The 24434-nt window shown below is 55.0% G+C and carries 15 protein-coding genes; 6 read left to right on the forward strand and 9 right to left on the reverse strand.

Going from position 1 to position 24434, the window contains the following annotated elements; translation table 11 throughout:
- From FBQ85_06965 to lolA, 6 genes are all read left to right on the forward strand, one after another.
- On the forward strand, positions 1-272 hold a 272-nt coding region (locus tag FBQ85_06965; GenBank protein ID MDL1874897.1), incomplete at its 5' end, for a 1-deoxy-D-xylulose-5-phosphate reductoisomerase.
- A gap of 158 nt (positions 273-430) precedes the next feature.
- Positions 431-1480 carry an RIP metalloprotease RseP gene (rseP, locus tag FBQ85_06970; protein MDL1874898.1) on the forward strand — a complete coding sequence of 350 codons (1050 nt, stop codon included), beginning with the start codon at positions 431-433 and terminating at the stop codon, positions 1478-1480.
- A 57-nt stretch (positions 1481-1537) separates the two neighbouring features.
- A complete protein-coding gene (locus tag FBQ85_06975) occupies positions 1538-2701 on the forward strand; it encodes a pyridoxal phosphate-dependent aminotransferase (protein MDL1874899.1) in 1164 nt (387 codons plus the stop codon).
- Between the two features lie 50 nt (positions 2702-2751).
- The gene (gene gcvT, locus FBQ85_06980) at positions 2752-3864 is read left to right on the forward strand and encodes a glycine cleavage system aminomethyltransferase GcvT (protein MDL1874900.1); all 1113 of its coding nucleotides are present in this window, start codon (positions 2752-2754) and stop codon (positions 3862-3864) included.
- A gap of 45 nt (positions 3865-3909) precedes the next feature.
- Positions 3910-6363 carry a DNA translocase FtsK gene (locus tag FBQ85_06985; GenBank protein ID MDL1874901.1) on the forward strand — a complete coding sequence of 818 codons (2454 nt, stop codon included), beginning with the start codon at positions 3910-3912 and terminating at the stop codon, positions 6361-6363.
- Between the two features lie 2 nt (positions 6364-6365).
- A complete protein-coding gene (gene lolA / locus FBQ85_06990) occupies positions 6366-7067 on the forward strand; it encodes an outer membrane lipoprotein chaperone LolA (GenBank protein MDL1874902.1) in 702 nt (233 codons plus the stop codon).
- A gap of 114 nt (positions 7068-7181) precedes the next feature.
- Here the strand turns inward: lolA and FBQ85_06995 are convergent, their stop codons facing one another.
- The 9 genes from FBQ85_06995 to FBQ85_07035 all read right to left on the reverse strand — a co-directional run bounded on the left by FBQ85_06995 (position 7182) and on the right by FBQ85_07035 (position 23902).
- Entirely contained in the window at positions 7182-9701 is a 2520-nt protein-coding gene (locus FBQ85_06995; GenBank protein ID MDL1874903.1) for a hypothetical protein, read from the reverse strand.
- A complete protein-coding gene (locus FBQ85_07000) occupies positions 9698-10690 on the reverse strand; it encodes a hypothetical protein (GenBank protein ID MDL1874904.1) in 993 nt (330 codons plus the stop codon). The genes FBQ85_06995 and FBQ85_07000 overlap by 4 nt, the downstream gene beginning before the upstream one ends.
- Before the next feature lie 504 nt (positions 10691-11194).
- Positions 11195-12763 (reverse strand): cyclic nucleotide-binding domain-containing protein, encoded by a 1569-nt coding sequence (locus tag FBQ85_07005; protein ID MDL1874905.1) that lies wholly within the window; start codon positions 12761-12763, stop codon positions 11195-11197.
- A gap of 55 nt (positions 12764-12818) precedes the next feature.
- Entirely contained in the window at positions 12819-14000 is a 1182-nt protein-coding gene (locus tag FBQ85_07010) for a hypothetical protein (protein MDL1874906.1), read from the reverse strand.
- On the reverse strand, positions 13954-17634 hold the full coding sequence (locus FBQ85_07015) for a hypothetical protein (protein MDL1874907.1): 3681 nt from the start codon (positions 17632-17634) through the stop codon (positions 13954-13956). Before FBQ85_07015 ends, FBQ85_07010 begins: the two co-directional genes overlap by 47 nt.
- Before the next feature lie 9 nt (positions 17635-17643).
- Positions 17644-19485 carry a hypothetical protein gene (locus FBQ85_07020; protein MDL1874908.1) on the reverse strand — a complete coding sequence of 614 codons (1842 nt, stop codon included), beginning with the start codon at positions 19483-19485 and terminating at the stop codon, positions 17644-17646.
- A gap of 159 nt (positions 19486-19644) precedes the next feature.
- Positions 19645-21504 carry a heme-binding protein gene (locus FBQ85_07025; GenBank protein ID MDL1874909.1) on the reverse strand — a complete coding sequence of 620 codons (1860 nt, stop codon included), beginning with the start codon at positions 21502-21504 and terminating at the stop codon, positions 19645-19647.
- On the reverse strand, positions 21413-22291 hold the full coding sequence (locus FBQ85_07030; protein MDL1874910.1) for an FHA domain-containing protein: 879 nt from the start codon (positions 22289-22291) through the stop codon (positions 21413-21415). The genes FBQ85_07025 and FBQ85_07030 overlap by 92 nt, the downstream gene beginning before the upstream one ends.
- Positions 22292-22321: 30 nt before the next feature.
- The gene (locus FBQ85_07035; GenBank protein MDL1874911.1) at positions 22322-23902 is read right to left on the reverse strand and encodes a hypothetical protein; all 1581 of its coding nucleotides are present in this window, start codon (positions 23900-23902) and stop codon (positions 22322-22324) included.
- Between the last annotated feature and the right edge of the window lie 532 nt (positions 23903-24434).

Consider the following 24434-nt stretch of genomic DNA (forward strand, 5'->3'; position numbering starts at 1 on the left):
AGGGCAGCCGCAGCGCGCCACCCTGCGCGTCCAACAGCGCCTGCAAGCTGGGCAGATCCGGCGGAACCGCGCCCGCGGTGTTGAACGCCGCAAATGAAGAGGCGGTGCAAGCCTTTTTGGAAGAACGGTTGCGTTTCGATCAAATTCCGGCAATGATCTCGGAAACGCTGCAACAGCATCGCAACGGACACGAGTGCAACCTGGCGAATGTGCTGGCGGCTGATCGTTGGGCGCGCACGTTTGTGCAAAAAACGGCGGCAAGCTTGTGCTAGACGAGGGCCTTTCTAAGGATGCCCGAACGAACAAAAATGATTGTTTTGATCCGTTAGATTCGTATCATCCGCATAGCGTTTGCCCGTGGTGGAATGAAAAAGATGATTTGTTCATAAATTTAGATGACAGGAGAAAGTTTTAACCTCAGAGGAAAATTATGACAACGATATTGGCGTTCATTTTTGTCGTGGGCATACTCGTGTTGATTCACGAGCTTGGCCACTTTCTCGCCGCGCGCTGGGCCGGCATCCGCGTCGAGCGTTTTTCCATCGGCCTGCCAAAACATATTTGGAAGAAAACCATCGGCGATACCGAATATTGCATTGGTATTGTACCGTTGGGCGGCTATGTAAAAATGGCCGGCATGATCGACGAGTCCATGGACGATAAGATCGAAGGCAAGCCCGACGAGTTCATGTCCAAACCGATTTGGAAGCGGGCGATCGTCATCGCCGCGGGCCCGGTCATGAACATTGTGCTGGCCATCGTGTTGTTTGCCGGAATCGCATTTTTTGCCGGCATTCCGGAATTGGTGCCGGAAATCCGCACCGTTCTCGAAAACTCTCCGGCGCAAAGCGTCGGCTTGCAGCCCGGTGACCGCATTCTCAACGTCGCGGGACACGAGATTAAGACGTGGCAGGAGCTTACCGCAATCATTCACGCCAATCCGGAAAAACCGTTGGCGATGGTGTGGGAACGCAGCGGCGAGCGCATGAGTGCGGAAGTCACACCCCGCCTCGATCCGGATACCAAGATCGGGTTGATCGGCATCAGTCCAAAAGAAATTCGGCGCGCGGTTGGATTTATTGAATCCTGGTCGATGGGCGCGAACATTTCCTGGCAGGTCACCTCGCAAATGGGCGTCATGCTCGGGCGGTTGCTGCGCGGCGAAGGCTCGCTCAAAAAAGAGCTGACCGGGCCGATTGGCATTGCCATGATTGCCGGCGAGGCGGCGCGCCAGGGACTGGAAAGCTTGTTCGAGCTGATGGCGCTGATCAGCATCAACCTTGCGTTGATGAATTTGCTGCCGATTCCGGTGTTGGATGGCGGGCATCTGGTCTTTCTCGGGCTGGAGGCCGTCATGCGCCGGCCTGTGTCCGTGCGCACGCGCATGGTGATGCACCAAGTTGTGATTGCGTTGTTATTGCTGTTGACGGTATTCATCACGTTTAATGACATTCAACGGATTGTGCAAAAAGTCTGGTAGGCCGGCAGGCGCAACGAATCACATCGGCATCTCATAAACGACGCGAAGGAGAGGCGAATGAGATTTGCAAAGCGGATGGCCCGTCTCGGCACGGAAACGGCGTTTGAAGTGCTGGCGCGCGCGCGTCAGCTTGAAGCACAGGGCAAACACATCATTCATCTCGAGATCGGCGAGCCGGATTTCGACACGCCGGAGTTCATTGTGGATGAAGCCATCAATGCCCTGCGCCGCGGCCGCACGCACTACTCGCCGGCGGCCGGCATTCGCGAATTGCGCCAAGTGATTGCCGAAGATGTTGCGCGCACACGCGGCGTGGCGGTGCATCCTGAAAATGTCGTGGTCACGCCGGGCGCCAAACCGATCATGTTTTTTGCGTTGCTTGCCCTCATCGATCCCGATGACGAAGTGATTTACCCTAATCCCGGCTTTCCCATTTATGAATCTGTTATTGAATTCTCCGGCGCGAAAGCCGTTGCTCTGCCGTTGAAAGAAGAAAAAGGTTTTCGTTTTGATATTGCCGACCTGGAAGCATTGATCACCGATCGCACGCGCCTGCTTGTGCTCAATTCGCCGGCCAACCCCACCGGCGGCGTAATGACGCATGACGATATCAAGGCCGTCGCAGAAATTGCCCGCAAAAGAAATTTACTGATTTTGAGTGATGAGATTTACAAAGACATACTTTATGACGGCAAGCATGCCAGCATCCTGTCCGAGCCCGGCATGCTCGAACGCACGATTTTGCTGGATGGTTTTTCGAAAACCTATGCCATGACCGGCTGGCGCCTGGGTTACGGCGTTATGCCGGAGCCGTTGGCGCAACATGTCGCGCGGTTGATGATCAACAGCAATAGTTGCACCTCAACGTTCACACAAGATGCCGGCATTGCGGCGCTGCAAGGCCCGCGCACCGAAGTGAAGGGGTTTATCGCGGAATTCCGCAAGCGCCGCGACTTGATGGTCGCCGGCTTGAACGAAATCAATGGCGTGAGTTGCATCACTCCCCACGGCGCTTTTTATTGCTTTCCCAATGTCAAAAAAGTGCCCATGCCGGGCAAGCAGCTTGCCGATCTGCTGCTCAATGAAGCAGGGGTTGCCGTGCTCTCCGGCACGGCATTCGGAAAATATGGCGACGGCTATTTGCGCCTGAGTTATGCGAATTCCGTGGAAAATATTCAAACCGGCCTGGAACGCATCGCGAAGACGATCGCCTCCCTGTGATGAACAAAGGCGCCAACGCGCCGGCAAATTTGACCAGAAAGAAGACCCGCATGTCAAGCAACTCCTCTGCAACTTCCCCGGTTAAAAAAACTGCTTTGCACGATGTGCATGCCGGCCTCGGCGCGAAGATGGTCGAGTTCGGCGGTTTCATGATGCCGGTGCAATATCGCGGCATCATCGACGAGCATAACAGCGTGCGCCAATCTGCCGGCGTGTTTGATGTTTCGCATATGGGCGAATTTGAATTCCGCGGCCCGGCAGCGCTGGAATTTTTGCAACGCATGACGATCAACGACGTTGCCAAGCTGGCGCCCGGTCAGGCGCAGTATTCCGCCATGTGTTACCCGGACGGCGGCATCGTTGATGATCTCATCATTTACCGTTTGGCCGACCGGTACATGGCCATCGTCAATGCCGCGAATTTGCAGAAGGACTGGCAATGGCTGCAGCAAGCGGCAACGCCCGAAGTTGGCATGCACGATGTCAGCGATCAAACGAGCTTGTTGGCAGTGCAGGGCCGCAACGCGCAAGCCACGCTGCAAAAACTCACGAAAACAAATTTGAGTGAAATCAAATATTATTGGTTTGCTTTGGGAGAAATTGCCGGCGTGCCGGCCGTGATCGCCCGCACCGGCTATACCGGCGAAGACGGCTTCGAAATCGCCTTCGAGGAAAAACAGTCGGTCAAAATTTGGGATGCTATTTTCGAAGCCGGCAAGCCCTTCAACATCGAACCGATTGGTTTGGGCGCGCGCGATACCCTGCGCCTAGAAATGAAATACTGCCTGTACGGCAATGACATCGATCAAACCACGAATCCGATCGAAGCCGGCCTGGGCTGGATCACAAAACTCGACAAAGGCGATTTTCTCGGCAAGCAAGCCATTGCTGCCGTGAAGGCGCAAGGCCCGCGCCGCAAGTTGATCGGCTTTGAATTGCCGGGCAAAAATATCGCGCGCCACGGTTATGCTCTGCTCAAAGACGGTAACGCGATTGGATCTGTGACAAGCGGCACGTTTTCGCCGAGCCTGCAAAAATCCATCGGCATGGGTTATGTCGCCAGTGACTTTAGCGCGATTGGCTCGGTGATTATGGTCGATATTCGTGGCCGGCAGATGGAGGCGCGTGTGGTCAAGACCCCGTTCTATCAAAGGCCTTATTAAGCATAATTGACCTGATTGAATCTTATTGTGAGACGGTGAACGAAGATGGCGGGAAAATCCGCAAAATTATCGCAGCGACAGCGTGAAGAGATTTTAGGCATCTTGCTGATGATGCTCGGCACGCTGGTATTGGTGAGCTTGATTTCATACGACTCCCGAGATGAATTTCAGGGTTTCGGGACGCGCGCCATTTACAATGCCATCGGACTCGCGGGCGTCGGCATATCAAAAGTGTTGATCCAGATCCTGTTTGGCTATCCCGCCATTTTGATTCCCTTTGTGATCATGGCGTGGGGATGGTTTTATTTTCGCGGCCACAAACGCGACAAGCTGTCCCGTATTACATTCTACGCGCTTTTTGCCGCGCTTTACCTCGCCGCCTGGCTGGGCCTGCCGCAGGCGATGAATCAAAGCAGTGAATTTGGTTATGCTTACTCCGGCGTGGTCGGCGGTTTCATCTCGCATTCTCTCCACGGGATCTTCGGCGCCATCGGCAGCGTGATCGTCATGCTTGCGATTGGCGCGGTTGCTTTGATGATAGCAACGCAGATGAGTTTGCACGAAGCCATCCTCAAAGCCATGCAGGGGGTTGGCCGTTTGCGTGAGTTTTTCTCGGGCGGTTGGTCGTCGCTGCGCCATTGGCGTCCGGCCTTGCCTGAATTTGGTGCGGAAGAGCCTTCGGCAAAATCATGGCGCACAGTCGAGCCGGATTTGGAGGAAGCGGCGGAAGAAGAGGTGCATGTCGTCGATGAGCCGATGGAGCCGCGCTGGAAAAAACTCGCGCGGTTGCGCACGCTGGAAGATTCCAACTCCTCCAGCGTGATTCCCGGCGCTGCCCGGCGTGAATTCACGGAACCGGGCCTGCCCGCGAATGCCGCGCCAATGAATTCCGCCTATGAAAAGATCGCGCCGGATGGCGCCCGTTCGCAAAAATCCGAGTCTTTCGCGGACTCGCCGCGCGCCGCGGAAACCGACAAGCCGCGCCCGCCCGGAAACTATGTTTTCCCCTCGCTCGAATTGCTCAGCGTGCCGCCGGTAGATCAGCAAAAAGTGCAGAGCCGCGACGAATTGTTGAGTTTGGCGCGCGTTCTGGAAGAACGTTTGCTGGAATTTGATGTCGAAGGCAAAGTTGTTGAAATCAATCCCGGCCCGGTGATCACGCGTTATGAGTATGAACCGGCGCCCGGCATCAAAGTTTCACGCATCACCGCGCTTGCGGATGATCTTGCGCTGGCGATGCGCGCCAAGCGCATTCGCATCGTCGCGCCAATTCCGGGCAAGGCCGCGGTGGGCATCGAGTTGCCGAATCCGGATCCACAAATGGTCGATTTGCGCGGCCTGCTGGATTCGGATGCGTTCCGCCAGTCGCCCTCGCCGTTGACGATTGCGCTCGGCAAGACGATCTCCGGTCAGGTCTATGTCACCTCGCTCGAAAAAATGCCGCATCTGCTCATTGCCGGCGCCACCGGCTCGGGTAAAAGCGTTTGTTTGAATGCCATTATCGCGAGCATTCTTTATAAAGCGCATCCGCGCGATGTGCATTTTGTGTTGATCGATCCCAAGCGTTTGGAGTTGTCGAGCTATCGCATGCTGCGCCGCCATCATTTGAATTATCGTGATGATTTGAATGAAGAAGTTGTGACCACGCCGCAGAATGCGCTGGCAATTCTGCGCAGCCTGGAATGGGAAATGGAGAATCGCTACACGCTGCTGGCGCGCGTCGGCTCGCGCAATATTGCCGAATATAATCAGCGTTTGCGCGAGGGCAAGCTGGCGCTGCCGGAGGAGCCGAACCCGGGTGAAGACCAACAAGAGCTGAAGCCGCTGCCGTATATCGTGCTGGTGCTCGACGAGCTGGCAGATCTCATGCTCACCGCGGCCAAAGAGGTGGAAGAGCCGATCGCACGCTTGACGCAGCTCTCGCGCGCTGTCGGCATTCATTTGATCGTCGCAACGCAGCGGCCTTCTGTTGACGTCATCACCGGCGTGATTAAAGCGAATTTCCCGGCGCGCATCGCGTTTCAAGTCGCATCGAAGATCGACTCGCGCACGATTTTGGACATGAACGGCGCGGAAAAGCTGCTGGGCAGCGGCGACATGCTTTTCTTGCCGCCCGGCAGCCCGGAGACCGTGCGCATTCACGGCGCTTTTGTTTCCTCGGAAGAGATTGAGCGCACCATCGAGCATATCCGCAATCAGCCGGCATTCGAAAAAACATTGTTGCCGGTACGGCAGGACGAAAATGAAGTCGATGACGGTTATGGCCCGGCACCCGACGGCCGCCGTGACGAGTTGTTCCATGAAGCGTTGAAATTAGTTGTGCGCCATCAGCAAGGCTCGATCTCGCTGCTGCAGCGCCGTTTGAAAATTGGATACTCACGCGCCGCACGCTTGATCGATGAATTGGAAGCCGCCGGTATTGTGGGCGCCTTCGACGGCAGCAAAGCGCGTGAAGTCTTGGTCGATGAATCGTATTTGGAAGAAATGGGATTGGAATAAAAATGAATCTTCTATCTTTGTGGACAGGAATACACCCGCGACGTACGAAAACCGTTTTCGCGGGGTTGCTGTTTGCCGCGCTTTTGAGCTCCGCCGGTTTGGCGTTGCCGCCGCAAGAAAACGCCGATAAAATCATTGCACGCGTGCGCGGCAGCTACGAAAAACTGGAGGCGCTCTCCGCGGATTTTCAAAAGGACTATACCTGGGCGCTGGCCGGCGAAACCCAGACCATGACCGGCAAACTCTATCTCAAAAAAGGCGATCGCTATCGCATTGAAACGGAGGCGCAAACCATCGTCACCGACGGGAAAACGGTGTGGACATATTCCGCTGACAAGCAGCAAGTGTTCATCGATAACATGACGAAGTCACAGGAAAATCCCCTGCCGCGCGATTTGTTGATCAAATACACGAACGACTTCAAGGCAGAATATGTGCGCAGCGAAAAGTTCGACCAGAGCGACTGCCATGTCGTGCGCCTCCGGCCGCGCCAGGAAGATGATTCCTTCGCCAAATCGGTTACGGTGTGGGTCGACAAGAAGAACTGGATCGCGGTCAAAATCGAACAAATCGATCTCAACGAAAACCTGACGATTTATAAATTGCAAAATTTTGCCGTCAACCCGGCGCTGGAGGATCAGCTTTTTACCTTCAAGATTCCAGGTAATGTTGAAGTGGTGGATTGGCGCAACTCTGAGAAATGAGGCAGAAATAGAAACAAGCGACTGCAACAAAAATCCCGCTGAAAAATTAATTTCAGCGGGATTTTATTTTAAGGACATCACCCATTTCTTTCTAGTTAAAACGCAATAGATTGCTTATTGCGGCCAGCTCGCCGCGACGCGAAAACCCAGGTTGTTGCTCCGAAAGCTGGGCGCAATGCCGCGGCGATTTGAGATTTGCAGTTTCGTCGCCGTGTCGCTCCACGAGCCGCCGCGGATGACGCGCTCGGTGCCGATCGGCACGCCTGCGCCGTTTTGGTTTTGCGGATTCGCGGCTGCAAACCAGCCGCTGCACCATTCCCACACATTACCGGTCATGTCACAAACGCCTGCGGCATTGGCGCCGAATTTTCCCACCGGCGCGGTGAAGGCATAACGATCGTCATAATCACGCCAGATCACCGGCCAATCCGGAAACACTTTTTTGAGAGATTCGTCAGCGATATTCCCGCCATTGGCAAGTTGCGGCACGCCGTCGCCCCAGCTATACTTGCGCTCACTCCGCCCGCCGCGTGCGGCAAGTTCCCATTCCTCCTCTGTCGGCAAGCGATATTTCAGCGGGCTGTTTTGTGAAAGCCAGTTGCAATATTCGACGGCATCTTCCCACGACACGCCCACGACCGGATGATTCGGATCATACAAGCCCTGCCCCAGTTGTTTGTAAAAGCCGTCGGTGCCTTTGAGATAATGATATTTGCTTTTGGGATCCATCCATTCCGGATAATGTTTGCCGGTGGCCTCGACAAATGCGAGATATTCCCGATTCGTGACTTCATGTTTGCTGATGAGAAAATCGCCGAGCGCGACTTGCGGCGCGCCGGCCGCGCCATTTTGATTAGGCGGAAACTCGCCGCGAAACGCGGTTGCCTGAATGAGAACCATGCGCTCCGGAATGGCAAGTTTGGTCAAATCGTTTGCCGCCGGGCGCGCCGGCGTATTCGAAAACAACTGGCGGCTGGCCAGCAGATTTTTTGCGCGAGCATTGCTCTCGCTAATCGCGTTGCCGTTCGCGCGCGGCGTTGCTGGCCTTGCCGTTTCCGGGCGATTCAAAGCAAGGGTTTCAAGTTGATTTGCGGCTGCGGGCGGCCGGGCCGTTTGAGCAAGGGTTGAATTGTTCGCGGTTGTTTGCTCGGATTTCGCCGGAGCATTGGGCGCCGGCGCGCCGGCATTGACGGGATTCGTTGGCGCAGCATTCGCCCGCTGCACGAGGTTGACGGCAACGCGCTCGGCTTCCGGTTGCGGCGCGGAACCCGTGCTTAATTCTTTCTCGGTCACGAAACGATCCGCCAAATTGAGAAAATGCCGCAGTTGCTGCATGGCGAAGGCCTGCGCCGCAGGCTCACGCAATATCGCCCAGGTTAAAAACGAGGCCGCGATGATGAACCCTGCCGTAATCAAAGCGCTTTGCCAAACTCTGTATGTTTTGCGCCGTTTTGCGCGCAACCGTGCCGCGCCATTCGTCGAAGGCGCGCGCTTGAGTTCGCCATAATTGACCGGGGATTTCGAGGCGGCCGGCGAGTTCTGTGAAGCGATTGCTTTGTCTGCGACCGGCTCGTCCGACGAAAGGTTTGCGAGGGCCGCAAATTCGCCGGCGAATGGCGCATTCACCTCAGCCGGGCGTTTCTCCGGTTTGCGATTAAAACGAAACACTTGTTGCGCTTGCGGATCTTGACGCAACCTTTGCAAACACTTGCCCACCTCCGCTGCGCTGCTCGACCGCTGCGTGGGATTTTTTGCCAGCAATTGTTGCACAAGATCGGCCATGCCGCTGGGAAAGCCTACGAGGATATCGTCCAAACGCGGCGGGATTTTGTCGACGATCGCAGAGATCAATTCATTTTCATTGGGCGAATCAAACGGTACCTGGCCGGTCAAGCATTCATAAAAAATCACGCCCAAACTATAAAGATCGGTGCGATGATCAACGGTTTTACCCAGATATTGCTCCGGTGAGGAATACACCGGCGAGCCAATGCGCGCTTGATAGCGCGTCAAGCGCGCGTTGGATTCGAGAATTTTTGCAACGCCGAAGTCCACCACCTTGACCATTTCGTTGCCGTGCTCGTCCTTCACCAGCATGATGTTGTCCGGCTTGAGGTCGCGATGAATGACGTTGTTGGCCAGCATGCACGCCAGCGCGGCGCAGATTTGCGTGCCCAGTTCCAGCACCCGGTCAAGCGTGAGAGGCCCGTGCTTGGCGATGCGTTGTCCTAACGACATGCCTTCGAGAAACTCCATCACAAAATAGACCAGCCCATCCGCGGTCTCGCCGAAATCGTACACGCTGACAACGTTGGGATGTTTGATGCGCGCCGCGACCTGAGCTTCCTGATAGAAACGCTGGCGGATTTCCGCGTTTGCGAGGAAATCCGGCCGGATGAATTTAATCGCCACGAAATCTTCGATAAACATGCGCCGTGCGCGAAAGACGCTGCCCATGCCGCCTTCACCCAGTTTGGCTTGCAGCCGGTAGCGCTTGTCGATCACCATGCCGATTTGCGGCTGCGCAAAAGTCGTAAACGGGCCGGCGGGCTTTGCGTCCGGGCAAACATGCGGACGGCCGAACTCATAGGGCGCCAGGCACTTGGTACATGTTTTAATCGTGGTCTTCATCATTTTCCGATCATGAAGCTCGGTCCGATTTGAAATGTGAAATAATGAATAACTGGACCCTCATCTAGGAAAGCATTGTATTCCAGCATGGGTTTCAACTGGATCGCCGGACCCAGGGGAATATTATAAATCGCATGAGCGGCAACGCCCCATTGCCGCTCCGTCATCACAAGCGAGCGGGTTGCGCCGTTGATTTTGATTTGCGGCAAAAATAACCCCAGAGCCGCGCCGAAATCCCACTGACGATTGAAATGATAATCCACGCCGGCCCCGATCTTCATCATCGTGGCAGAAGCCTGTAAGCCCAGGGCCAGGAGTTGATCGGATACCGGCCCCTTTAAGTGAAGCGGCACGAAGGCATAATTCAAATTCAAATCGAAGCGGGGCGACAGCGGCAAGGCAAAGAACGCTTGAAATGCCAGGCTGCGCGAATAGGCGCGCGTCATGTCAATCGTCTGCAGCAGACGATTGTTGCCGTCCACCACCTGCAAGTTCATTTTCAAGGCATAGGAAGCCGAGGAGCCTTTGAATGTCTGCGTCATGCCGCTCACCAGGCTGAAAGTTATCGGCCGCGATCTCGTGATGAAAGGCTCTGCCGTGAGGTCGGCGGCAGACATTTCTTTTTTGCCGGCAACTTGTGCTTTATCGCGCTCGCGCGCCTGATTGAGCTTGTCCAGCATCGGATCATATTCGCTTTTGCGCAGCTCGAGAATGTCGCCTTTCTGTATCATGGTGTTGTCTGCCTTGACGAGAACTTTCACACTGGCGAGTTTGGTCCGCACTTTCGTCACCTCGACGCGCCCGACCCAATATTTGAGGTCGCCGGATTGGCGGTTGACTTCGAAGACATCACCCACATTGACGCCGCCCTCTTCGCCGCGATCGATGATGCCGATATTATTTTCGAAGCGCACGATCTTGATCGGCGCTTGCGCGAGGGCAGAGAAAATAATACCCAAAACGAGTATAATCGTCAAACGCACAATTCTCATCATAGCGTATTTGAAAACCGGTTGAACCATCTCAAAAACATTTTCTTACTGCGGCCGAACTTGGGTTCGACTATTACACGGTTATTTTGAAAAATTATCCCTCCTTGTGTGTCATCCAGCAGGAATCTTGTGAAGTAGCAGGCAAATTGCCGAGTCCTTCACAAGATTCGTCAAATGACATTTCGAAGGGGTCATTTTTTAAATTAGGGCACCAGCGTACTAGAGCGCCGTTACCTTAATTTTTTGTAGCCCCACCTCCTTGTGAGTGCTGCTGCAGCCAATAAATTCGCGGGTTGAGACAATGCCCCACAAGGGGGCAGGGCTACGAATTCATGGTAACAGTGTACTAGAAGGCTTTGAACATTCGTAGTTAAGCAAATACCGTCCCATCCCGCCTTTTCCTGGCGAAGCCTTGAATTTGGCGATTTTTGTGAAGGATGTGCCAGCCCGGGCTAACGATTTCGTTACGATCTTGTCGGCGGGATTCCAAATATGTAAAAGCGTTCAGCGTTTTTTAGCCAAAAGTTGCTGAAATTCTGTGACGCTGCCGACGCGCACCGCGCACCCATGGGGGCAGTTGTTCACGCACGCCGGGCCGTGATTGGTTTTATAGCAAAGATCGCATTTGCTCGCCAACAGGCGTTCCTTGCCGCGCAAAACCTCCGGCAGCATATTGTTCGGCCAAACCTCGCCGGTCTCATGCATGACAATGGCGTCATACGGGCAATTGTTGGCGCACGCCTGGCAACCAATGCAAAGATCATCGACGATTTCAACCACCTCACCGACTTGCGCGCGATGGATAGCGCCGGTCGGGCAGCCAACCAGACACACAGGATCGTGGCAATGGTAACATGATTTGGCGATCAGAAAATTTTCATATTTGTCGCCTTCGCGCACAAAACGCGGCCGCCCCTCGTGCGTATCCGCGCAACCGCGCACACAATCGTCGCAGCGCGTGCAGACATCGAGATCGATCATCAAAATGCTGTTGCCCTGCATCAATCCTTTTTCGAGCGAGGTTTGAATGAATTCCGCCTGGCCGAGATGCTTGCGGTTGAATCCGGTTTCCTTGATGCGCGCCACCGCGCTTTCCAGCAGGCGTTTCTGCACGTGGGAGTATCTTTTCAACAGGGCGCGCAAATCCTCGCGAGAAATCTTAACCAGCTCGGTAAATTCCACCGAAGCCGCACTGCACGTCCAATTGGACGCGTCTTGCAGCAGCAGCTCAACCTCGCCGAGCGTCATGCCTTTGGAGAGATAGGATACCGCGGCTTCCCCTTCGCCTAATTTTTGTGAGAGTTTTAAAAAACCCGAGCGCACGAGATAAAGCGCATCCGCCGCCTCGCCTTCCTTGACGATCACCTCATTGGGATCACAAGAAACCAGTTCGACCCGTTTCGCCAGCGCCTCGATGAAGGCATCATCACACTTTTGCAGAAGCGCCGTGGTTTTGAGTTGGGCAAACAGTGAGCGTTCGCGATAGACTTTGTCCAGACGCTCTTTCAATGTTTTGGATTTGCGTTTCATGCGGCGTAACGCAGGCATGCGAATCTGTGCGAGCAGGCACTCGGTTGCCGTGCGCGCCGTGACGGATTGCGGCCAGCCGTTCATCGCGCCAATCTCGCCGAAAATTTCACCCGCGCCCAGCGTCATGCCGCTGCCCGCCGGCAGGTTGAAATCCATTGAAGAGAGAAATACGATCTCCGAGCCATTTTTCGGTTTTTTATCTCTCCTCTGCGGTTGGCGATTGCGCATCTTTTGCAGATAAATCTCCACGGAACCTTGCACAATGAAAAATGCCAGATCGAGATACGCGCCCTCTTCGAATAGAACCGCATTCGGTTTCCACTTCGCAATGGTGACGTCCGGACTGATTTCTTCAAGAAAGGCGTCGTCATAATCGCGAAACATCTCGAAGCGCCGCAAATTGTTCGGCGAAAGTTTTTCGGAAATCCCCAGGATGCCGGCGGTGGCGCCGTATGCCGACCAGCGATCCTTGTGCTGCTCAATGCGTTTGACGCCGGTGGTTGCAACCTTACCGTTGTTGCGCGCAGGCATGAATTGAATCATATCGTATTCGACTTTGCGTGAGCTTGATTGATCATGTTTGTTTAGGCGATTGAGATCACTGCCCGGTTTTTTGATAGAGCAATTCCAAACGCTTTTTGACGATCAGTAGAATCTCGCCGATAGATGCTGTATCGCTTACACTCGGAAAGGGCGGCAAAAATACCGGCGCGAAAACTCTCGTGCTTTCCGGCGAGGCCATCATTGGCGGCATTGCCACCGGCGCCGTCATTGTTGTGTTGCTTGTTGTGGGAACAGCCGGTTGTGTGACAACTGGTCTGGGAGGCGCAGCCGGCCGTGTTGCCGGCGCCGCATTCGCAGGTGAAGTCATGTTTGTTGTCGGCGGCGTGTTTGCACTGGCAACCGTTTTTGTTTCCGGCAATGGCGCGTTTGAGACAGTCGCCGGCGTTGCCGTTGCTGGCGCCGCGGCAGAAGGCGGAGGAGTTACCGGTTTTTCCGCTGGGGTTGGCGGCGGCGCGGCTGCTTCGACCTTCGCAATTTGCGCCACCGGACCTTTGGCATTCATCGCTTTCTCAAACGGCGCTTTGGTGAGATCGTTCGCATCCGGCTGGCGTTTCCAATGCTTTGCCACTTTCTTTAGGCCTGAAATATAATTGAAGCGCGCGCCATCCGGATGCCCGGCCGCCAGCAGCTTTTGATCTGTGATGTAATGACAACGCACGCAAGTATTCGCGCGTTTATCCAAATTCTTCAATTCCACCAAACCAAGCTGCAGCGCTTTGATGTAGCCGGTGCGATTGACGCCCAGTTTGACATCGCCCTCGGAATGGGGATCTTTGTACCCGCTGCCCGGGCCGTGGCAACTTTCACAACTCACCCCGTCTTCAGTGTCGCGCCCTTCCTTGCCGGAGATGATCGTGCCGTGACAGGACATGCACTGATTTGTGCCTTTGAGCATACTCGCCGGATCGACGCCCGCCAACCTGGCGATTTTTTCATAAGCCGCGGGATCGTCGAAGAACGCATCGACCGTTACTTTGTGCGCATCGTCTTTCCACCAGTCGTTTTCCTCGGCGTGGCAATTGCTTTGGCCCAGGCCGCAACTGCCCGGCCCTAGAGTTTTGTATTGCGCATAAGCCGCCTCCCCCTGGCACACGCTCAGAAAAACCCAGAGCCAGAAGAGCCCAGCCCGGCATTGCCGGTTGCGCGTTGTTGCTCTTATGCGATCATAGTCAGTCATTGCGCTTGCTCGCCTCGACCTTGGTGTTGGCCGGATCATCGCTTACTTTCCAAATCATGTTGTCGCGCATATACAACCGCCGTTGCTCCTCCAGCGTAAACGGCCGGGAGCCCAGGCGACCGAAAACACTGACTTGATTGCCGCTCTCATCGACCGCACGATCGCGATCCATGCCCTTGGAAAGCGCAATCGCTTCGCCCGGCAATTGTTTGGTTGCAATGAGCCGGGGATTCGGCCGGGGGCTAAAGCCAAGAAACGTTGGTTCGGTCGGCGAAGTGATTTGCAAGACGCGGAACCCGTTCTTGCCGTCAGCAACATAAGCAAAAATGCTGGCATTGGTCGCGGCAACTTTCACACTGCGAGTGTCATTGATTTTGCCGTCGGCTGTGTAGGTTTGATCGATCCTCAGCGCTTCCGGATTCTCGGCGTCGATTATCACAATGCCTTGCTTGCCCGCTGCCACATAAGCATAGGTGCGCGCCCAATAAATGTCATGCGCTTCACGAAGCGGTATGAGGCTGCCTTGCACCAGTTCGGGCTTTTCCGGAAAGGTGATGTCGATGGTTTTCACGCCCTCGGCATCGCAAACCAGCGCATAACGAAGTTGGATCGCGATGGCCTTGGGCTTTTTGAGCGCGGGCGCGCCGATACGCGCCACGAGTTTCGGTTGCAGCGGATTATCGACGCTCACGATCGCCAGGCCGTTATCGCCGCACATGTAAACGTAGTTGCCCGCAATCGCCAAACTCGTTGCGCCGCTCAAAACGCCGCCCGGATTGAACGTCACGGCGCGTTCGAGAAAATTGTTGCGCGGCTCGTTGTCCACCAGCGTCATCACATCCACCAGAATCAACCCCTCGAACTTGTCCGCAATGTAGGCGTAACTGTACAACGGATGAATCGGCCATTGTTCCTGATTCTCGGGACGGTAGACGCGCTTGGTGTCAATCGGCATGTTGGTGGGCAGGGCCACGGCCGTCGCAAATTTTGTTTTGACCTGCGTATCCTGTCCGAACGGCGAAACCGGCGCCGAGACGATGCGCTCGGAAAAACCTTTGTTGTCGATGTTTGCCACATCATACACCCGAAAACCGTCCTCGCCGTTTGCGGTGTAAAGGTATTCGCCGCGCAACTGCAAACTCAAGATGTTCGTGCCGCCGTGTTCGTAGGCGGTTTCCAGCTCTTTGCCGTTCTGCAAATGCTTTTTGTAATTATCGGGATAGGCGAGCTTCTGCAAATAACTTCCGAGCACAGCTTGCGGCTCATCGTCCTCCGTAACTTTCACCGCTTCAATGCCGTGTTTGCCGAGGCCGACATAGGCATATTTGCCCATGAAATTGACGAAGTTCGTGCCATGCAACAACACTTGCGCCATCCAGGCATTGTTGTCGTTATTCTCGGAGAGATGGCAATCCGTGCAGGTTCGGGTTTCGGTTGTGCGCACGGTGTGCGGGAAATGCGGATTAAAGGCCTGGCTGCTGTAACCCGGCGCAGAAATGGGCGCTTGTTGATTATAAATCTGCTCGCGATTCGCGTTGCGTGAGCTGAGCATGACTGCACTCGACGAACGCGCCGGCGCATATTTATTGCCTTTGGTCGTGGCGTTCAGGCACATCATGAACGCGTCATCCCGCAACACTTGCGGATTGTAGGTGGTCCAATTACGCGATTCTTCCCCCTCGAAGTGATTCATGGTTTTCTTCCAATTGGCCTGTTGCGGTAAATGACAGCCAAAGCAATTCGTCACCCAGGAAGTGTGGCAGGTGTAGCATTCCATTTTGTTGGTCGCATGCGCCAGCTTGGAGGCGTCCATCGGCCGCGCCCATTCGCCGCCGCCTTTGGCCACGAGTTTTGCGCGGCGCGCTTTGGCGTTATAATGTTTGCTGTTGGGATCGACGATGTCGGGAACTTGCGGCACCTCCCATTGCAGGGAATCGTGAACCATCGAGCGCTGAAAAATGCGGTCGCCGCGTTTGAGGAAGCGCCGTTCGCCAAACGGTGTTTTCATCTCCAGCAGAGGCGTTCCGCCTTCCGGCGCTGCCAGGCCGGAGGTGAGCAACGTCGCGCGCTGCGTGACGGAGCCGTGGCAATCGACGCATTGAATTTCGATGGCGTTGTGAAATTCTCCGTAAAGTTTGCCGTTGCCATGATTGTCTTGCGTCGTATGGCAGTCGACGCAGTGCATGCCCTTCTCGGCGTGAATGTCTTTGAGATGAACGGCCTTCTGCGCTTTGCGGCAATCCTCATCGCAGTAAGCTTTGCTGCCGTCCTCCAGCGGCACGACCCCGTGAAATTTGTGCGGCGACTCCGGAGAAATCATCTTGCCGTCTTTGTCAAGCAGATTACCCTTGCGGTCTTTCTTGAAAACGGCGCGAAAGATCCACCCGTGCCCGTGATAATCGGCAAATTGCGTCGTCCTCATGTTGGGATTCAGTTTGGTCACGGAGCGCAAAAACGTCGGCTCGCCCCAATTGCCGCGCAGCACCGCTTCCTCCGGGTTGGCCTCCAATGCGGTGAATGCCTCCTCGGAAGAGACTTGCTTCTGCTCTTTGGGATACATCGCCTGGCCATCGCTTTCATAATCCCACATTTGATAGCCGAGGAAGGTGTTCATGAAGCCGTTGGGTTGATGCACATGGCAAACCATGCACTGGCTGGTTGGAATCGCACGCGTGAATTGATGAATGATCGGATGTCCGGATTCTTTTTTGGAAATCGTCGTGTCGGCGGTAAAGCTGGCGCCGCGATTGCCGAACTTGGCATAAGGCCCGGAATGCACGGGCGAGCGATCATTCGCGTAAACCACATGACACGCGGAGCAGCCGCTGGAACGATAATCGCCGGGATGATCATTGGTTCCCATAAACGACAAATGTGGATCATTCAAACGTGTTTTGTGCAGGTTCAAGACCGGCGAGCTGATCAACAATTGTGTGCCTAGCCCGCGATCGCTGAGTTTGTTATCAGGTTTGCCCGGTTCTTCGAGCGGATTCGGCAAGCCGATCTCCGAAGGATTGATGCGCGGCACGCGCCCGCCGCGTTCAAAACTGCGGAAATTATCCCCCGGCTGTGAGATTTCCCAGCGCGGTAACGGCAGCAAGAACGGCAACACGCCTTTCTTCAGCTCTTCCGTTGTGGGCGGCGGCACGGTGTTGATGCGTTGCGGCAGGCCCTCGCGGCTGTAACTTTCGCCGAGAATATAATTCTTGGTGGAAAGAATGCCGTTGTTGTAGGCCGCGCCTCCCCACAACAATGCGGAATGCGTCATCATGCTTTTCTTCACATTCATCACTTCTTTCGCGTGACACGCGCCGCATGCTTCCTCAGCCACACGCAAATCTCCCGGATTGACAAAGCGAATGAATTCCGGTTTCTCCTCGTTCAGCAGCGTGTATGAGCCTACCGGATTGGCGGAGGTTTTCCACTGATCTTGATAACGCGGCTGCACATGCGCTTTGTCGATTGTCGTGGCCTCCGCATCACCGCCGTGGCAATCGGTGCAACCGACCTTGATGGCGGTGTTCTTGTGCATCGATTCGATGCCATTGTGGCATTTCAGGCAGCCTTTGCTTTTGCGATCGGCTTGCCGTTGTGTTTGATTCATCAAGTCGGTTTGCGCGAATGCCGAAGCGGCGAAGAACATGAGCGGCAACAGGATAAAACGGAATTTCATGGCATCGGATCAGTAAGTAAACACGAACGAGGTAAACACCGAGTACAGCGTGCGCGGCGATTGGTAAATGTCGCTGAAGCCGCCGAACGGCGTCAACGCCGAAGCGGAAATCGTGAAAATCGCATTGTTGTTCAAGAACGGGCGGTAAATAATGCCCAAACCGTAATCGAGTCCAATGTCGTTGCGAATCGCCGATTGATTGAGAAATTGCTGCAACGGCGCAGTATTGACGAAACGCAGATAATTTGCATTCAGAACGGTGCGCAACTTCGGCGTCCAATCCGCGTCCCACGCGAGATTGAACAACAACAGGCCGGGATTCACAAAGTTGGGCTGGCCTTGCGTTTTGCTGCTGCGCAAATTGGGCACCAGGCTGAAGCGATTCACCAGGTTCACGCCCTGCAAGCGAATGCCTTGCAGATTCCAAAAGCTGAATGTTCCGCCCGCAAAAAAAGGTTGATCGACAATCGTATCAAAGCCGCGCCCCACACCGTCCAGCGGCCGGGCATCGCCGGAGGCGTAGAACACCGACGCTCGGTAGCGTTTCCAGTCTTTGTCGAGGGATAATTCCAGCGCCGCCATTTGCGCGTTGATGCGGATACGTTGCCCGGCAAGTTGATTGCGCGTGTCATTGCCGAGGACTTGATACAGCGCATGATTGAGGTTGAGCCGGCCAAAATGGCCGTCGCCGGTCCAGCCGAGATAGTACGCATTGACCGTGTGCGGAATCGCCGCGCCCAACAGCGCCGGCCTGGTGGGAAAACCGTTGGTGTCGTAGTAAACGCTCGCGCGATCTTTGTTGTAATGAAAACTCCATTGCCCGGTGTAACCGAGTGTGAGAAAATCTTGTTTATAGATATTCGCGAGGTAAACCTGCTGCTGGCGATCATCGAAGACGGTATTCAGCTCGCTGTTTGTGTCTTTCTCCAGCATGTAAAAATAAGCCAGGTTGTATTGATAGTGATTCGAACTGAGATTGCCAAACAGGCGGCCGCCCAAATTGAAATCGCTGAAAATAAAACCGCGAAAGTCGCTGAACATGCGTTGAATGCCGCCTTTGAACGAGATGAAATCAAAACGATCGCTGACATTGAACAAATGCTTTTCCAGCGACAATTCCTGAAACGCCAGTTGGCGATCGGTGCGATCGGTGCGGCTGCGCGGGCTGATGCGCAGGGTGTTGTTCTCGTTCAGATCGATATAATTCAGGTTGAATACCGGCGTGATGCGCAACTCCCAATCACGCGGCTTGAAGGCAACATTGCCCTGATACAAATCAATCGTGAAACGCAGGTTTTCGATTGCCAGAAAGCGCCTGCCGTTGCCAAAAAAGTTGGCGCTCTGCGCATTTGCTGTGCTCACCCCGCTGGGCGTGGGCAGCCAGGAAGATTCGAGAAAATTATCCGTGGCAGCGGTCAGAATCAAAAAAGTATTTTGGCCGATGATGGGATAATCGCCCTTGAGTTTGTTTTGATTGAAAGGATCATGCCAACGCCCTTTGACATTCAACTCATACTCCGGCGGCTTGATTTCCTCCCAACGATCCGTGATCGGCACGAAATCTTGTACGGGCGGCGCCGGCGGCTGGGGTGGGCGCGCCGTTGCCCGGCGTCTGGCCGCGCGCGTACGCGACCCGGTCATGATTTCGTTTTTGATTTGGGATGAGTCGCGCGCCGCCGATCGGCGGGCACTCATGCGCGTGCGCGATCCCATGGCGTTTTCTTTTTTGACGCGAATCGAATCGCGCGCCGCGCGCCTTTGCGCAAGGGCTTCATACATGGCTGCGTCGAGCAAGCCGAGACTGCTGAGTACAATTATTCCAATCAAGCGGCAGTATTTAAAAACGTTCATCGTTCAATTGATTGTGGACGTTCAGACTCTCCGCGCGGCCTCTTGCCGCAAACGTCCAACGGTAATCAAATCTTTTGATTGCGAATTCACATGCATAGCGCCTACGCGAATTTATTTGAGGAAATGCCGTTCGGAGGCATTCCTGCAAACATGTTTGCCTCAGGGCAATTCCGGCTGGCGCGGAAATTTGATATAAGGCAGCTTGACATTTTTGTAAGAATACTGATCCGTGCGAATGCTCGCCGGCGCTTCAAAACCAATCGTGCCGCCGGCCGCGATATAATCATCTTGATCGACGCCGTCGCCGCTCACGCCGATGCCGCCGGCAAGCTGGCCATTTTTATAAAGCGGAATGCCGCCGGGAAAAACCTGCAAGCCGTTTTGAAACGGCGCGCGATTCTGCATGGTTTGCTGCATGGTGAAATCAAATACGCCATCGACATTCTGATAAAATGGCCCGCTTTCATAAGGCAGCGTTTGCGGCGGCGCGCCCTGGTCAATCCCCGGGGGATAATACCGCTGGCTCAAAAAACCAACCGCGCGCGTGCTCACGGCCAAAGGCGCACCGGCAGGCACTCCCAGCAGCGTGCGCATCTGCATTCCCATGGCATCATTGGGATTACTGAAAGCAACCGCGGAGCGGGCTTTCTGTGCAGCAACGTCCATGCTGAACATTGTTGCATCTGCCATGCGCCAGATGCCGAGAATTGTGCCGTCAAGATCGGACACCGCGACGAACACGCGCGCCGGGCTGCCGATGGGGCGGCGAATCGCCGCACGCGTGCGGCCGGCGCGGGTGACCGCTTGTGTAATGATTTGGCGCACCTCTGCGGCGGTAAGCAAGGCCCCGTCTTTCATGCGAAAATCATGGCTGGCATCCATGATCACTTCACCTTCCATCGGCATTTTCGCCGGCAGAGTTGCTTGAATGGGAAAATTGGGATCGACGGTTCCGCGTGTTGCCAGGCTGTCCCACGTCAATCTGAAATTAAAATTTGGCGCCGAGGTGTTGGCGTACAGCAATTGAATGCCATCCAAAAATATCGTGTCGCCGCGTTTGTCGTTGGGAACTTCATAGCCGCGCACGGCGCCCAATGCGATCACTTCATCTCGTGAGACGCCTTCGCAATAAATAAACATGTTGTTCAACAAATTCGAAGCGACCGGAGGATTCGGCGGGTTCGCGACAAACGTATCCGAGCCGCCGCTGATGCCAAGCCCGCCGGCCAATGCACCATTTTTGAAGATGGGCACGCCGCCGGAGATGCTGGTCAAGCCCGGAATGTTGCGGGGATTCGGTTGCGGCGGCCCAAGCGGAGGCAACGGCCCGCCGTTCGGTTGAATGTCGCTCGTGGCGATTTGTGAAAACGGCACGCCGAACAAGGGCCCGGCAACGGTATTATTCGCGCGCGGCGGAAAGTGCGCGCGTGTGATGTAGCACGCCGTCAATGTGGTGAAACCGTGTTGATTGCTGCTTAAATAGGCAGCCGTACGCGCCTTGGCGATTTCACCGAGCAAGGCTTCCGAAGCCGGCCCCGCTGAACGTGTGCCGTTCATACGAAAAACGCCCAGGACATTTCCTTCACGGTCCATCACCGCGACATTGATTTTTTCGTTCATTTGCTCGGCAACATCGACCGCTTGCGTCATTAGCGTCTGGACGTCCTGTACCGTCAACATCGGCGGTTGCGCGGGCGTAATCGCTTGCATGGGATTGCTGGCCGGACTACATCCACTCAGCGCGAGGATGAACGTATACAACGCGAACACAAAAAATAAAATGAACAAGCACCACGCCTTCCAACTGGCGCCACCCGCACGGCGAAGAGACGGCTGCCCGACTGTGAATGACATACTAAAAATCTCTCCTTCGGCAATTTGAATGAATATCTTTGTTGTTGCGATCGGTAAAACTTTGGTTTGGCGTTCAGGCGGCGTTCGTGACGACGCGCGCTTCGATTGCGCCGAAACGCAGCGGCGCCTGCAGCGGAATCGCGATTTCCGTAAGCGCGGTTTCATCACCGACAAACGTATGATTCCGGCTGCCCAAATCGCGCACGCTGACTTTGTCAAAATTAACCACCAGCACGGCATGCCGGCGCGAGATCGAAGGATCATCGATGCACACTTCGCATTCCGGCGCGCGGCCAACAACATTTTCTCCGGCGTTGAGCTGAAAATTTTGCCACCCGCCGCCGGTGTTTTTGACTTCGAGCAAAAAGTCTGTTGCTTTGCGCGGCCACCCCCTCGCGTCAAACGCCGCTTCGATCCTGGTTTGTTGAAATTTCTGGAATTTTTCTGCTTCGAACGACGCGCCCGAAAAGGACGGCGGCAGCGCCTCGATCATCGTGCGGCTGTAACTCGAACGCCGCCGCGCGCGCGCCGGCGCTTCGCGTTTGATGAAAACCGGTTTGGCCGGCCCGATTTGATTTTGAGCGCTTCCGTTCAAGCGCGCGGGCGTTTGTACTTTGAAACCATTCTGCCTCGCTACCGGCAACCCCTCGTCGGGCAGCGCTTGAAAAACGAAATCAAACATTCCCGCTAGCGTGATAATGTGCAACGCTCCCAGCTTCTCCCGGCGCTGCACGCGCATGCCATCGAGCTGCGTGCCATTGCGGCTGCCGAGATCTTCAAGCCGATAGCATTTTTGCGCGTCATCCCAAAAGATGCGGGCATGGCGATCGGAAATCTGCGGTGGATCCAGCACGATAGTGTTACCGCCGTTTTTTCCAATGGTCGCCTGTCTACCGATCTCGAATTTTGCCCCGGCCAGCATGCCGGTGGTGCAGAAGAATTTGGCTTTCATGTGATGCCCTCAAAACAATGAGGAATGGGATCAATCAAGATACATCAACAGACTCGAACGATTGGTTTTGTTCGGATGAAAAAAATGACACGTGACACAACGATTCGACGTCTCCGAAGAATTGTGGCAACTGCGGCAATTCGCAATCTCCGGAATGTTTTGAATGGCGGATTGGTCGCGCACCGGTTGCGTTGTGGCCGCCGCTGTAGTCTGCGCCAAAATCGGAATTTCCGTATGGCAATCAAGGCAACGCCGCTGCAAAATATGCGCACGATGATTGAACTCGGCGCGCCGCAAAACTTGCTGATCTTTTTGCACGCGCTGAATCGCGGCATTTGCGACGACATGGCACCGTTGGCAGCGCCGCGTGAGATCGTCGGCGAATGCATTGATCTCCTGCGCCTGTTCCGGAGAAACCCGGGAATTGAGTTTCATCGCAGGCATGAAAAGCTTGGCGTCTTTTGCCGCAAACGTCTGGCGGCGTATTTTATTTTGCGCGACTTTGAGCAACGAATCGATTTTAACCAGCTCTCGTTGCAGCTCCGGCTCGGGGCGACCGCGCAACGCCTCGGCATAACCCCGCAAGGTTTGCAATGCTTCATCATAAACCGGTTGCATCATCTGCATCTGATGCGGGGCTGCACTGTGCCCATTTGCCTTAATCAAATCCGTCAAACCGTTTTCAGGATAAAGCATGCGCCGCAGCGTGCGCAAATTCTCCAGAATCCACAGGTCGGCATGCCGGATCGGTGATTTGACCACGCGATTGCCGGATTTTATTTGAAACTCGCTCGCGCTCATGTTTTTTGCCCACACCATCGCCGGTCCGCCGCGGCGCTGCATATCGTCGAGCAGCTCGACGCCCGGCGCCGGATCACCCAAACGGCGGATGCGCAGCGGCGGCGTTTCGCTGTTCGATTTCAGATGGCATGAGCTGCAATGCGTGTTGAAGGCAATCGGCTCGAAATGCTTGCCGTCCGGCTGCGGATTGTGGCAATACAAACATGCGCGTTCGATATCCGTCAACTTTTCTTGCTTGACCACTTCCTTCACGTGTTGAATGTGAGGAAAGCGCAGGGTCGAATCATCCGGGGTTTGCTGCGCCACAAAATCAAACTGCGGGTGATTGCGATTGAAGGAGCCGAATTCATGGCAGGCCGTGCAGCGTTCATCCGGCACCTCGGTGATCATCGCTTCGCGGCCCGCATGTTCGAGGTGGCATGTCGAACATTGATGCTCCTCGGCATTCGTCTTGATGCGGCTCAAATCGCCCGAACGGTAAACGTCGTGCGCAGCGAACGAATACACGCCCAGCGCATCGCCGGTTTTCTCGTGGCAGACCGAACACTTTGCGCTGGTGGCCGTTTTGAATTGTTCGTGACAGGAGCTGCAATCCTTCTCGAAGTTCGCATGAAACGAAGACACTGGGCCGCTGGCGGTAAAGCTGCTCTTGAGCCAGGCAAAATCGATCACGAAGTAGGCCAGCACACCGAGACACCCCACGCCTCCCAGGATGATCATGCTGCGCCGCGATTCCGGAAAAACATAGCGGCGCGCGAGAGCGAGCTGCAATTTGCCAAAAACGCCTTTGTTGCCTTCTGTCTTTGCCACAGTGATTCTAGCCAATCATTGATGAATGAGGTGATCAATAATACCACACGGCAAACACGTGCAGCGCGACCAGCGCGAGCAGCACCAGAGAGGCCGGCACGTGCAGATACAGCCACCAGCGCAGCGCACGCTGCAACGTATAATGCGCGTCGATTTCGAGTTTAGTTTTGTAATACGATTCGAGCGTGTTCAGTTTTTCTTTTTCCGCGGCGGGCAGAAAACGGCGCAGGTAATCGAATTTTTTGACGCGCGCTTGAATGCCGCCGGTGATGTCGAGATAATAAATCCAGCGCGGCTGCGGCGAGGCCAGGGCCACGGCAACATGCTCGCGGTAAAAATCCCGCACCGGATCAGTGCAGGTTTGCATCAGGGCATTCGCCTGCTCGCGAATTTCAGCAATCAGCTCGGGAATGCGTTCATACACCACTTCCAGCGCCAGGCCGGAGCTGAGAATTTTGGGCAGCCACTTTTGCAGCAACACACCCAGGCAGCCGCTCACCGTGACCCAGATGCTCAGCAACCACATCCACCA

The sequence above is a fragment of the Cytophagia bacterium CHB2 genome (assembly GCA_030263535.1).
Classification (GTDB): domain Bacteria; phylum Zhuqueibacterota; class Zhuqueibacteria; order Zhuqueibacterales; family Zhuqueibacteraceae; genus Coneutiohabitans.